This is a genomic window from Streptomyces sp. NPDC048288, from assembly GCF_043201555.1.
GTDB lineage: Bacteria > Actinomycetota > Actinomycetes > Streptomycetales > Streptomycetaceae > Streptomyces.
Map to the genome: position 1 here is coordinate 57396 of NZ_JBICZD010000003.1, position 12523 is coordinate 69918.

At 68.4% G+C, this 12523-nt stretch carries 13 protein-coding genes; 7 read left to right on the top strand and 6 right to left on the bottom strand.

Annotation, left to right across the window (positions count from 1 at the left end; genetic code table 11):
• The first annotated feature begins 76 nt into the window (after window positions 1-76).
• From ACGFZS_RS11565 to ACGFZS_RS11575, 3 genes are all read left to right on the top strand, one after another.
• Window positions 77-1057: an ABC transporter permease gene (locus ACGFZS_RS11565; protein WP_355724702.1), complete on the top strand. Its 981-nt coding sequence runs from the start codon at window positions 77-79 to the stop codon at window positions 1055-1057.
• Between the two features lie 61 nt (window positions 1058-1118).
• Window positions 1119-2156, top strand: a complete 1038-nt coding sequence (locus ACGFZS_RS11570) for an ABC transporter ATP-binding protein (RefSeq protein WP_393794922.1) — start codon at window positions 1119-1121, stop codon at window positions 2154-2156.
• Window positions 2157-2182: 26 nt separating this feature from the next.
• On the top strand, window positions 2183-3226 hold the full coding sequence (locus ACGFZS_RS11575) for a dipeptide ABC transporter ATP-binding protein (RefSeq protein WP_355724696.1): 1044 nt from the start codon (window positions 2183-2185) through the stop codon (window positions 3224-3226).
• Between the two features lie 118 nt (window positions 3227-3344).
• Here the strand turns inward: ACGFZS_RS11575 and ACGFZS_RS11580 are convergent, their stop codons facing one another.
• From ACGFZS_RS11580 to ACGFZS_RS11590, 3 genes are read right to left on the bottom strand one after another with little or no spacing between them, the layout of a single operon-like run.
• Window positions 3345-4643 (bottom strand): MFS transporter, encoded by a 1299-nt coding sequence (locus tag ACGFZS_RS11580; RefSeq protein ID WP_393794923.1) that lies wholly within the window; start codon window positions 4641-4643, stop codon window positions 3345-3347.
• Window positions 4644-4665: 22 nt separating this feature from the next.
• Window positions 4666-5586 carry a hypothetical protein gene (locus ACGFZS_RS11585; RefSeq protein ID WP_393794924.1) on the bottom strand — a complete coding sequence of 307 codons (921 nt, stop codon included), beginning with the start codon at window positions 5584-5586 and terminating at the stop codon, window positions 4666-4668.
• Complete coding sequence (locus ACGFZS_RS11590; RefSeq protein ID WP_393794925.1) at window positions 5586-5993, bottom strand: ATP-binding protein; 408 nt, start codon at window positions 5991-5993, stop codon at window positions 5586-5588. The genes ACGFZS_RS11585 and ACGFZS_RS11590 overlap by 1 nt, the downstream gene beginning before the upstream one ends.
• A 194-nt stretch (window positions 5994-6187) precedes the next feature.
• On the opposite strand from ACGFZS_RS11590, the gene ACGFZS_RS11595 reads away from it, so the two are divergent.
• From ACGFZS_RS11595 to ACGFZS_RS11610, 4 genes are all read left to right on the top strand, one after another.
• A complete protein-coding gene (locus ACGFZS_RS11595; protein WP_393794926.1) occupies window positions 6188-7039 on the top strand; it encodes a helix-turn-helix domain-containing protein in 852 nt (283 codons plus the stop codon).
• 8 nt (window positions 7040-7047) lie between these two features.
• Entirely contained in the window at window positions 7048-7248 is a 201-nt protein-coding gene (locus ACGFZS_RS11600) for a DUF397 domain-containing protein (RefSeq protein WP_393795454.1), read from the top strand.
• Window positions 7249-7312: 64 nt separating this feature from the next.
• On the top strand, window positions 7313-8053 hold the full coding sequence (locus tag ACGFZS_RS11605; RefSeq protein WP_393794927.1) for a class I SAM-dependent methyltransferase: 741 nt from the start codon (window positions 7313-7315) through the stop codon (window positions 8051-8053).
• 167 nt (window positions 8054-8220) lie between these two features.
• Window positions 8221-8889 (top strand): Type 1 glutamine amidotransferase-like domain-containing protein, encoded by a 669-nt coding sequence (locus tag ACGFZS_RS11610; RefSeq protein WP_393795455.1) that lies wholly within the window; start codon window positions 8221-8223, stop codon window positions 8887-8889.
• Between the two features lie 428 nt (window positions 8890-9317).
• On the opposite strand, the gene ACGFZS_RS11615 is transcribed toward ACGFZS_RS11610, so the two are convergent.
• Genes ACGFZS_RS11615 through ACGFZS_RS11625 form a run of 3 tightly spaced genes read right to left on the bottom strand, consistent with a single transcriptional unit; the run spans window position 9318 to window position 12502 of the window.
• The gene (locus ACGFZS_RS11615; protein WP_393794928.1) at window positions 9318-10424 is read right to left on the bottom strand and encodes an ABC transporter ATP-binding protein; all 1107 of its coding nucleotides are present in this window, start codon (window positions 10422-10424) and stop codon (window positions 9318-9320) included.
• A 13-nt stretch (window positions 10425-10437) separates the two neighbouring features.
• On the bottom strand, window positions 10438-11499 hold the full coding sequence (locus ACGFZS_RS11620) for an ABC transporter ATP-binding protein (protein WP_393542193.1): 1062 nt from the start codon (window positions 11497-11499) through the stop codon (window positions 10438-10440).
• Between the two features lie 22 nt (window positions 11500-11521).
• Entirely contained in the window at window positions 11522-12502 is a 981-nt protein-coding gene (locus ACGFZS_RS11625; protein ID WP_359222820.1) for an ABC transporter permease, read from the bottom strand.
• Between the last annotated feature and the right edge of the window lie 21 nt (window positions 12503-12523).

Here is a 12523-nt window from a genome sequence, read left to right on the forward strand (position 1 = left end):
GGCTCGTCCACCGGACCTCCGGTCACCCCGGCACGGCCCGATCCGCACGACGGCCCTCCCAGGAAAGCCACTCCCCATGTTTCGCTTCCTCGTCCGCCGAGTCCTCGGCGCCGTGATCACGCTGTTCATCATCAGCGCGATCACCTTCATGCTTTTCTATGCGGTGCCTCGTGACCCGGCGCGGATGGCCTGCGGCAAGCTCTGCACGCCGGAGACGCTCCAGCTGATCCGCCACAACATGGGAATCGATGAGGCCCTGCCGGTCCAGTACTGGCACTGGATCACGGGCATCTTCCTGGGGCGCGAATACCCGGGCTTCGGTCACTGCAACGCCCCGTGCCTGGGCTACTCCTTCGTCAACCGCGAGCCCGTGCTCTCCACGATCGCGGACCGGTTCCCGACGACGGTCTCGCTCGCCCTCGGCTCCGCCGTGGTGTTCCTCATCTTCGGTATCGGCGCCGGCATGCTCGCCGCGGTCAAGCAGGGCAAGGCCCTCGACAAGATCGCCAGCAGCGCGTCCCTGATCGCCTCGTCGATGCAGATCTACTTCGTCGGCCCGCTGGCCCTGTACTTCCTCGTGTACCAGTTCCACATCCTCGACCAGCCGTCGTACAACGGCTTCCTCGACGACCCGCTCTCCTGGGCCAACGGTCTCCTGGTGCCGTGGCTGGTGCTGGCCCTGATCTGGACCGCCAACTACACGCGTATGACGCGCTCCCAGCTGGTCGAGACACTCACCGAGGACTACGTGCGCACCGCCCGGGCCAAGGGCATGTCGCGGCGCAACGTCTTCTTCCGCTTCGCCTGGCGCGGCGCGATGGCCCCGATCATCACGATCTTCGGCATCGACCTGGGCACCCTGCTCGGCGGCGCGATGATCACCGAGTACACCTTCAGCCTCCAGGGCATCGGCCTGCTGTCCGTGAAGTCGGTGCAGACCAACGACCTGCCCATGCTGCTCGGCATCATGGTGATCACGTCGTCCTTCGTGGTGATCGCCAACATCATCGTGGACGCCGTCTACGGCCTCATCGACCCGCGGATCCGGCTCGCCTGACCCCGCACCGCCCCTCGCTACCCCTCGCGACCCCCCGCATCACCCCCTCTGGAGCGTCCCCGTGACGAGCACCGATCAGCAGCCCTTCCTGTCCGTCAAGGATCTGAAGGTGCACTTCTCGACCGAGGACGGCGTCGTCAAGGCCGTCGACGGCCTCTCCTTCGACCTCATGCGCGGCAAGACGCTCGGCATCGTGGGCGAGTCGGGGTCCGGCAAGTCGGTCACCAACCTGACCATCCTGGGACTGCACAACCCGGACAGCACCACGGTCGACGGCTCCATCGAGCTGGACGGCCAGGAGCTGAACGGCGCTCCGGAGAAGACGCTGGAGAAGCTCCGCGGGAACAAGATGGCGATGATCTTCCAGGACGCCCTGGCCTCGCTGTCGCCGTACCACACCATCGGTGCGCAGATCGGCGAGGTGTACCGCAAGCACAAGGGCGCCTCCAAGAAGGAGGCCCGGGAGCGGGCGATCGAGATGCTCCGGCGGGTCGGGATCCCGCAGCCGGAGAGCCGGGTGGACAACTACCCGCACGAGTTCTCCGGCGGTATGCGCCAGCGCGCGATGATCGCCATGGCGCTGGTCTGCGACCCCGAGCTGCTGATCGCCGACGAGCCGACCACCGCGCTCGACGTGACGGTCCAGGCCCAGATCATGGACCTCCTCAAGGACCTCCAGCAGGAGTTCGGCACCGCGATCATCTTCATCACCCACGACCTGGGTGTGATCGCGGACATCGCCGACGAGGTGCTGGTCATGTACGGCGGCCGGTGCGTGGAGCGCGGCACGAAGGAGGAGGTGCTGCGCAGCCCGCAGCACCCCTACACCTGGGGTCTGCTGGGCTCCATGCCGAGCCTGGACGGCCCGGTGGACGTCCCGCTGAACCCGATCCCGGGTTCCCCGCCCTCGCTCCTCAACCCGCCCTCCGGCTGCCGCTTCCACCCGCGCTGCGCCTTCGTCGAGAAGGTCGGCGGCAACCGGTGCGCCACGGAGAGCCCGGTCCTGCAGATCGCGGACGGCCGGGGCAGCGCCTGCCACCTGACCCAGGAGCAGCGCACCGAGTACCTCGCCGACCTGGCCGCGGCCAAGGGCCACTGACGTACAAGAGACGGGATTTCACCACCATGAGCAACACCACTCCCCTCCTGGACGTCTCCGGGCTGACCAAACACTTCCCGATCAAGGGCGGCTTCCCGATCCGGCGCACGGTCGGCGCGGTCCAAGCCGTGGACGGGCTGGACTTCCAGGTCTCCGAGGGCGAGAGCCTGGGCCTGGTCGGCGAGTCGGGCTGCGGCAAGTCGACGACCGGCCGGCTGATCACCCGCCTGCTGGAGCCGACGGCCGGCAAGGTCAGCTACCGGGGCCAGGACATCACCCACGCCAGCCGCCGGGAACTGGCGCCGGTCCGCTCCGAGATCCAGATGATCTTCCAGGACCCGTACGCCTCGCTGAACCCCCGCCACACCGTCGGCAAGATCATCTCCGGCCCGATGGAGATCAACGGCATCAACCCGCCGGGCGGTCGCGAGAACCGCGTCCGTGAACTCCTGGAGATCGTCGGCCTCAACCCGGAGCACTTCAACCGCTTCCCGCACGAGTTCTCCGGCGGCCAGCGCCAGCGCATCGGCGTGGCCCGCGCGCTCGCCCTCGAACCGAAACTGATCGTCGCCGACGAGCCGGTCTCGGCCCTGGACGTCTCCATCCAGGCCCAGGTCGTCAACCTTCTCCAGAAGGTCCAGAAGGAACTGGGCATCGCGTTCGTCTTCATCGCCCACGACCTCGCGATCGTGCGGCACTTCTCACAGCGCGTCGCGGTCATGTACCTCGGTAAGATCGTCGAGATCGCCGATCGCGAAGACCTGTACGACAACCCGCGCCACCCCTATACCCGTGCCCTGCTGTCCGCCGTACCCGAGGCGACGGTGGAGGCGGAGCCGCGCGAGCGCATCCGCCTGGTCGGAGACGTGCCGTCGCCGATCAACCCGCCGTCCGGCTGCCGCTTCCGCACCCGTTGCTGGAAGGCCACGGAGAAGTGCGCGACGGAGGCCCCGCCGCTGGTCCAGGCCGACGGCAACAAGGCCGGTCACCTGACCGCCTGCCACTACCCGGAGGTGCAGGACACGGTTCCCGCCCCGCGCCTCGCCAAGGACCCCGAGGCAGCGGCCTGACACACCCCTTTCGTCAGCCGCCGCCTGCGGAACGGACTTTCACCGGCCCATTGACCCGAGCCCTGAACGTCCGCTCCAGGGGAGATCGGCCCGCACCTTCCCCGGTGCGGGCCTTTCTTCATTCCCTCTCGACACCCTCGGAGGGGCGCGGTGCCTCCTGGTCCCGGACGGAGACGTCCGAGGCGGGAACCGGCTCGTTCGCATCCGACGCCCGCAGCGACCGCACCCCGGGAGACAGCAGCGCGGCGAGGGTGGCTACGACGATCAGGACGGCGCAGACCACCAGCATGTGGTCGGTGCCGAAGGCGTCGGCGGCGGGTCCGGCCAGGGCGAGGCCGAGCGGGGCAAGGGCGAGAGAGCCGAACCAGTCGTAGGAACTGACCCGGGACAGAGCCTCCTCGGGCACCTCTCGCTGGATGGTCGTGGACCACAGCACCCCGAAGAAGTCCAGGCTGACACCGGCCGCGAAGGCTCCCCCGGCAACCGTCCACAGAGATGCTCCGGCCCCGAGGAGGGCTGGGGGCAGGGCGGCGGGCAGGGTGAACAGCACCGCTGCCAGGATCGGCCGACCGACACGGGCGCGGGCCGCGATCCCGGCACCCGCCACGGACCCCAGGGCCTGCGCGGCCACCACCAGCGACCAGGCGCGGGCCCCGCCGAAGTGGGTACGCGCCGCCAGCGGTCCCAGTACGCCGGCATTGGCGTTCATGGCGGCGACCACCAGGGAGAACTGGACGACGACCACCCACAGCCACTGTCGGGAGGCGAACTCCCGCCAGCCCTCACGCAGATCGGCCCAGCCCGAGGCGGACTTCCGTGGACGCCGGCTCAACCGCAGGGAGACCGTGAGAGCGGCGCTGACCACGAAGGACAGACCGTTGAGAGCCAGCGCCCAACCTGCACCGACCCATGCGACGGTGACACCCGACAGGGCCAGTCCCAGCAGCAGTGACGTGTTGGTGCCGACCCGCAACAGGCCGTTGGCCCGCTGGAGCGCCTCGACCGGCACCAGCTGCGGGACGACCCCGTCCATCGCGGGCCCGAAGAGGGCGGATGCGATTCCCGCCGTGACGGCCAGCGCGCACAGCGCCGCGACAGGGGCGTGGCCGCCGAGCACCATGGCCGCGAGTCCACCGTAGGAGAGGGCACCCAGCACATCCGCCGCGGCCATCAGCCCGGAACGGGAGACCCGGTCGGCGATCACCCCTCCCACCAGGACCAGCACGAGCTGCGGAACCGCCTGGCAGGCCACGACGAGCGACAGTTCTCCCGGGCTTGCGCCCGGCAGCGAGAGCACCGCGAAGGCGAGTGCGATCCGGGCGAACCCGTTCCCCAGGACGGAGATGATCCGGGCCAGCGCCAGACGGACGAACCCGCCGTTGCGCAGTAAGGAAGGAACGCGCTCAGCGACAGGCACGGACCGGCACACTACCCTCCGGTCACTCCTCGCCGAACAGCTCCGCGGAATCCGCGACCTGGAGCGCACGCCGGGCCCAGACCTCAAGCCGGTCCAACTCCGTACAGGCCTTCACCCGCTCGCGGACGGACAGGCTCACCGGAATCCCGCGCCACTGCAAGATCTGAAGAACCGTCTCGGCCTTGGCCTCGGCCCGCCCTTGCTCCCGCCCTTCCTGGCGGCCTTCCTCGCGCCCTTCCTCCCGCCCTTCCTCCCGCACCTGCTCCGCCAGCGGATGCCGCCAGAAGTACTGGATGTCCGTCATCAGGTCCCTCCACATCTGCTTCGCCCGGGAATCAGCCAGGCACGAGTCGACGAACTGCGCGAAGGCCGCGGCACTGTCACTGTCAAGGGTTTTCAGGGCGGCTGCCACCGATTCCAGTATGGCCGCCGCGTTCCTCCCCTTGCCGTGCGTCATGGCCGACAGCACCGCAAGGGATGGATCCGCCACCGCCTCACCTTCGTCCGCGATCACCGGCACGTTGTCCGGCCCCAACACCAACGGACGCACGATCAGCGACTCCCACCCCGGGAAGCCCAGCTGGATGGGGCGCGACGCCCACTTCGCCGTCGCGCTGCTCTGCGTGATCACGATCAGCACCGGCTCACACCGGTACTTCTCATGCAGGTACGCGAGGTAGTACGGCCAGCTCCCCCGTTTCCGGTCGTCCGTCTTTCCCTGCGACTCGACGACCAGGAGATACGTCTTCTCCTCCGTCTCCGCCCGCAGCAACGTGTCCACCCGGCGCTCGACCGGCTCGATCTCCGTCAGGTCCACGTTCATCGCCGCGATCTCCCGAGGCTCGGGAAACTCGACACCCAGCACCTTCTGCAGGGCCTTGGTCAGCAGCCCCGGGTCCTTCTGGAAGATCCGGTGCAACGACTCGTGCGTCGTCCCCACCATCACGCCACCCCCAACTCACACCACACGTACTTGCCCCGCTCCCCGAACCGAGCGGACGGCTGCCAGCCCCAGCAGTCGGCACACGCCACCACCAGCCCCAACCCCCGCCCCGCCTCTTCGAGCCCCGTCACCCCCTCCAACGACCCAGGCGGCTCCGGAGGCACGGGATCCGCATCCCACGCCCCGATCCACACCACGCCCTCCGGGGAGCGCCGGACCCTCAGCGCGGCCGGCCCCTTCGTGTGCCGTACGGCATTCGACACCAGCTCCGCCGCCAGCAGTTCCGCCGTGTCGGCGAGGCCGATCAGGCCGTGCAACGTCAGGATCAGGCGGAGGGTACGGCGGCAGACGGTGACCGCTCTGAGGTCGTTGGGGACGGAGAGCGTGTAGTCCCAGGATTCGGGCATGTGTCATCAACTCCGGGGCGATGGATGGGATTTCACGCGCGGTGGCATCGCCGCATGACCCTGCGGTGCACTTCCGCAGCGCGCTCGTTACGTCACCGAACGTAGGGCATAAATTTCAGTCCGAGCAAGCCGGTCGCGTATTCTGACTCCGAACGAGTCGGGCTCACCAGGGCAGTTGAACGAAGGGGGACGCGTTGCCGGCACGACGGCACCCCACCGCACGTCAGGTACGACTAGGTGCCGAGCTGCGGAAGCTCCGCGAAGCCGCAGGGCTCAAGGCAACGGAGGCGGCGAGCCTGCTCGGGGTGAACTCCGTCCAGATGAGCCAGATCGAGGCGGGCATCACCGGTGTCAGCGAGGACCGGCTGCGCCGACTGGCGGCCAACTACGCCTGCTCGGACCATGAGCTGATCGACGCTCTGGCGACCATGGCGACGGACCGCACCAAGGGCTGGTGGGAGGAGTACCGGGGGCTGCTGCCCACCCCGTTCCTGGACCTGTCCGAGCTGGAGTACCACGCGGCCCACCGCTGGGACGTGGACTTTCTGCATATCCCGGGCCTGCTTCAGACCGCGGACTACGCGCGGGCACTGTTCTCCCGCCGCCTTCCCGAACTGCCTCCGCACGAGACCGAGTTGCGTGTCCGCCATCGAATGCGGCGACGGGTCATCATCGAGCGTGCGGACCCCGTGCCGTACGAGACGCTGGTGCACGAGGCGGCGTTGCGGATCAGAGTGGGGGGCCGTGCCGCCAACCTGACCCAGCTGGCTCACATCCTGGAGCTTTCGGAAGCAGACCATGTGACGGTGCGCGTCATCCCCTTCGAGCTGGAGGACTTCGCCGACATCACCGCCGCCATGGCCTACTCCGGCGGAGACGTCCCCAAGTTGGACACCGTGGTGCGCGACGGCCCCCACGGCTCCCTCTTCATCGACGCCGAAGCACAACTCGGGGTCTTCCGAACACTCTTCCGTAGAGTTGAGGGGGCGTCACTCGACCCCGCACGATCGCGTGACCTCATCCACAGGCTGCTCAAGGAACTGTGAGGCGCACAGTGACCACCCTGCCCAACTGGCGCAAGTCCTCCTACTCCGGGAGCGGCGACGGCAACGCCTGCGTGGAGATCGCCGCCTCCCCCGCCCACATATCCCTCCGCGACTCCAAAACCCCCACCGCCGCCACCCTCACCTTCCCCACCTCGGCCTTCGCCCCCTTCCTCGCGGCGCTCAAAGACCCCCGCCGCACAGGAAGTTGATAGAAAGTCAAGAAGAAAGCCGTTTCTCGGCCCCTCGTTCAACATCATGTGCCACACTGCCGCGGTGGTCGATCATTCGTTCGCGGATCTTTCACTCGCCGCGCTCTACGACAGCCTGAACCCGTGGGGGCCGGGTGACGACTTCTACCTGGATCTGGTGATGTCGGCCGGCTCCGTGCTCGATGTCGGCTGCGGTACCGGCCGGCTGCTGCGGCGGGCGCGTGGGGAGGGACACGAGGGGCGGCTGATGGGGCTGGACCCGGCAGCCGCGATGCTGGTGCAGGCGCGGCGCGGGGAAGACGCCGTCGAGTGGGTGCTCGGCGATCTGCGGACCCGGCACTGGGAGACCGAGGGGTTCGACCTCGTCGTGATGACCGGTCACGCCTTCCAGGAACTGCTCGGCGACGAGGAGTTGCGGGCCGCGCTGGCCGCCGTACGCGCCGCGCTGTCCCCCACCGGACGGTTCGTGTTCGAGACCCGGAACCCGGCCGCGCGGGCGTGGGAGCGCTGGACCCCTGACCGCGTACACCGGGTAACCGACGCCAATGAGCGGCCGGTCCGGGTCTGGCACGAGGTCGAGGGGACCCCCAACGGGGACCGGGTGACCTTCACGGAGACCTATGAGGGCGGACCCTGGTCCCAGCCCCGGGTGTCCCGTTCCACCCTGCGCTTCCTCGGCGCCGACAGCCTCTCCGGCTACCTCGCCGGCGCCGGGCTGGAGGTCGTCGAGCAGTACGGCGACTGGGGGCGCGGGCCGCTGTCCCCGCGCTGCCCGGAGATCATCACCGTCGCACGCCCCGGCTAGGACTTGTCCGGTCGATCACGGTCTCGACTGCCCCGGGGCCTGAGGTGTCCGGTCCAGAGGGTGGCCGCTGACCAGGTGCCGGCAGATTTTACGATGGCGATGCCACGACGGTACGGGGGGATCCTGAGTTCTTTGCGCGCGCCCGTCAAGCGTGCTTGGCTCGCCCGATGAACTTTCTGTTGACTGCGAGTGGCCTGCGCAACGAGGCGCTGCGGGACGCGCTGCGGGACATGCTGGGAAAGCCGTTCGGATCGGCGAACCTCGTGTACGTTCCCACGGCGTCATTCGCCGAGCCCGGGGACCACGGGTGGATCCTCGAGGACATGAACCGGCTGCACGGCCTCGGCTGGCGGGAGTTCGACGTCCTTGAACTGAACGGCCTGCCCCGGCAGATGGTGCTCGACCGGCTGCTCCACGCCGACGTCATCCATGTCGAGGGCGGCAGCCATTACCATCTCGCGCGCAGCATCACCGGCAACGGCCTGGCCGACGGCTTCCTGGAGGCGCTGGAGAACCGGGTCTATGTGGGGGTCAGTGCCGGATCAATGATCTTCAGCCGTCATCTCACCGGACACTCCGCCGACGTCATCGGGGACACCGCGGACCTCCACGTGCTCGGCGCGACGACCGTGGAGCCGCCGTTCGGCCTCTTCGACTGGTATCTCAAGCCCCACCTGTACTCGCCGCATTTCCCCGAGCGGGACGACGCCTGGGCTGATCGCATCGCCGCGCGGGCGGACTTCCCGATCTACTTCATCGACGACGAGACGGCCGTCCGCGTCAGGGACGGCAAGCTGGATGTCGTTTCGGAAGGCCGGTGGCGCTTCCATCCATGACGGGGAGGCATTCGTCGGCGGCGTGTTCGTTCCGCCGGATGATGTGACGGCGGATCATGCTGCCCGGTTCCTTGTGGCCGTGCTCGACCGACCTGGACATGGCGTTCTTCTCGATCTCCCGGCGTTCCGGAAGAGTGAAGGTTTGAAGGGTCCGGGCCGGCCACCCCGACCGCCCAGGCCACCCTTGCAGTTCGGGTAGAGCGCCTGGCGAAGGTCACCTCGGCGCTCTTCGCCACCGGCATGCCGCGTGCGCTGCTCCGGGACAGTACCGCACCGTCGCGGGCTACCGGACTCGAACCGGCTCAGACCTTGCGGTCACAATCTCGAGGATTGAAGCGGATTTCCCACCACGCCTTTGCCCGCGACGGCTGACCACAGCCTACTGACAACCACCGTGCTCCACAGGGCGAAGGTTGCCCGATGCGGCACTAGTCCTCCTCCAGCGCCGCCAGCGCCGGGTCCAGCACGATGTCCTCGGCGCGGGCCTCGGTGGTGGGGTCCTCCGGGAAGTGGCAGGCGGTGAGGTGGCCGTCGTGGTTGCCGGAGATGCGGACCAGTGGGGGTTCCTCGGTGGCGCACTTGTCCTGGGCCTTCCAGCAGCGGGTGCGGAAGCGGCAGCCGGAGGGCGGGGAGATCGGGGACGGGACGTCTCCGGCGAGGCGGATGCGTTCGCGGCCGGCCGCGTCGGGTTCGGCCGTGAGGTTGACCTCGGGTACGGCGGAGAGCAGGGCGTGGGTGTAGGGGTGGCGGGGGCGGTTGTAGATGGCCTCCCGGTCGCCGACCTCGATGATCTTGCCGAGGTACATCACCGCGACGCGCTGCGAGAAGTGTCGTACCACCGCCAGGTCGTGGGCGATGAAGAGGAACGCGATGCCCAGTTCCCGCTGTACCTCCTGGAGGAGGTTGACCACCTGGGCCTGGATGGAGACGTCCAGGGCCGAGACGGGCTCGTCGGCGACGATCAGCTTCGGTTCGAGGGCGAGGGCGCGGGCGACGCCGATGCGCTGGCGCTGGCCGCCGGAGAACTCGTGCGGGAAGCGGTTGTAGTGCTCCGGGTTGAGGCCGACGATTTCAAGGAGTTCGCGGACTCGCTTTTCGCGGCCGCCGTCCGGTTCTATGCCGTTGATCTCCATGGGGCCGGAGATGATTTTGCCGACCGTCTGGCGGGGGTTGAGGGACGAGTACGGGTCCTGGAAGATCATCTGGATCTCGGAGCGGATCGGGGCCAGTTGGCGGCGCGAGGCGTGGCTGATGTCCTGGCCGCGGTAGGAGATCGAGCCGCTGGTCGGCTCCAGCAGGCGGGTGATCAGCCGACCGGTCGTCGACTTGCCGCAGCCCGACTCGCCGACCAGGCCGAAGCTCTCCCCGACCCGCACGGTCAGGTCGATGCCGTCGACGGCCTGGACGTGCCCGACCGTGCGCCGGACCGGGAAGCCACCCTTGACCGGGAAGTACTTGGTGAGACCGGAGACCTCCAGCAGGGGTTCTCCGGCGGCGGCCTCGCGGGGGGCGGGAAGGACCGTGTCCTGGGTCATGACGTGTCGTCTCCTAGCCCAGACGGGGCTTGATCTCTTCGAGGAAGATGGTGTGCTTCTGGTCCGCGGTGAGGTGGCAGGCCGAGGAGCGGTCGGGGGCGAGCAGCGGGCGTTCGGTGACGCAGCGGGCGCCGCCGACCCGGTCCTGGAAGGTGCAGCGGGGGTGGAAACGGCAGCCGCTCGGCGGGCTCAGCAGCGACGGCGGGGAGCCGGGGATGGGGCTCAGCGGGGTGGACAGGTCGGAGTCCAGGCGGGGCATCGAGTTCAGCAGGCCCCAGGTGTACGGGTGTTGGGGCGCGCGCAGGACCTCGTCCATCGAACCGCGCTCCACCGCGCTGCCCGCGTACATCACCATGATGTCGTCGGCCATGTCGGCGATCACCCCCAGGTCGTGGGTGATGAAGATGATGCCCGATCCGAACTCCTGTTGCAGGTCCTTGAGCAGGTCGAGAATCTGCGCCTGGACGGTCACGTCCAGGGCGGTGGTCGGCTCGTCGGCGATCAGCAGGTCGGGGTCGCAGACCAGGGCCATGGCGATCATCGCGCGCTGGCGCATACCGCCGGAGAACTGGTGCGGGTAGTCCTTGGCCCGCTGTTTCGGGTTGGGGATGCCGACCTTGTCGAGCATCTCGACCGCCCGCTCCCAGGCCGCCCGCTTGGAGGCGCCCCGGTGCTTCATGAACGGCTCGGCGATCTGCCGGCCGACGGTGTAGTACGGCGACAGCGCGGTGAGCGGGTCCTGGAAGATCATGGCGACCTTGTTGCCGCGCAGCTTCTCCATCTCGGACTCGCGGGCGGTGATCAACTCCTGCCCGTCCAGCAGGATCTCGCCCTCGACGGTGGTGAACTGCGGGTTGTGCAGGCCGAGGACGGTCAGGTTGGTGACCGACTTCCCGGAGCCCGACTCGCCGACGATCCCGAGGGTGCGGCCCCGCTCCACGTCGAAGGAGAGGCCGTCCACGGCCCGTACCACGCCGTCCTCGGTCTTGAAGCTGACGTGCAGATCCCGCACCGAGAGGAAGCTGCCCGCGTCGGCCGGTACGGGGGTGCCGGCGCCCTTGGTCAGAGTGGTCACGACGGTTCTCCTCTTGTCCGGCCTAGGCCAGCCGGACACGCGGGTCGATGAACGCGTAGGCCGCGTCGACGATGATGTTGAAGAGCAGGATCATGGCGGCCGAGAACAGCATCACGCCGAGCAGCAGGGGCAGGTCGCTGAAGAACACCGACTGCACGGCGAGCTGGCCGAGGCCCGGCAGGCCGAAGGTGTACTCGGTGATGATGGCGCCGCCGAGCAGGGAGCCCAGGTCGATGCCGAAGATGGTGACGATCGGGATCAGCGAGCCGCGCCAGGCGTAGCGGAAGAAGACGTACCGCCGGGACATGCCCTTCGCGCGGGCGGTGCGGACGTGCTCCTCCTGGAGCTGTTCGATCATCGCCGAGCGCGCCATACGGGTGTACTGCGCGGCGAAGATCGTGGAGAGCACCACCCAGGGGATGATCAGCCCGGCGAACCAGGTGACGGGGTCGGCGGTGAAGTTGTTGTACGCCGGTTTGTCGAACCAGTGGGTCTGGTAGACGAGGACGGCCAGCGCGAGCGGGCCGAGGAAGTAGATCTGCATCGAACTGAGCACCATCGCCCCGGCGGTGGCGGTCTTGTCGATCAGTGTGCCGCGCTTCCAGGCGGCCGTGAGGCCGGTGCCGAGACCGATGATCAGGAAGCAGACCGCACCGCCCAGGGTGAGCGAGACCGTGGTGGGCAGCCGGTCCATGAGCGTCTGCCAGACCGGGTCGTTGGTGTGGTACGAGTACCCGAAGCACGGGGCGGGGCAGGGGCCCTGGTCGAACTGGTTGCTGCCCAGTACCAGGTTGTGCAGGAAGATCCCGTACTGCTCGGGGATCGACTTGTCGAGGCCGAGCACATGGTGGATGTTCGCGAGCGACGTCGGGTTGCACGTCTTGCCGCACATCAGCAGCGCCGGGTCCCGGGGCATCCCGAAGAACAGCAGGAACGTGACGATGCTCAGCAGGAAGAGGATGACGATCGCACCGAGGGTCCGGCGGACGAGGAAACGCAGCATGACAGGGGCAGCTCTCTCGCG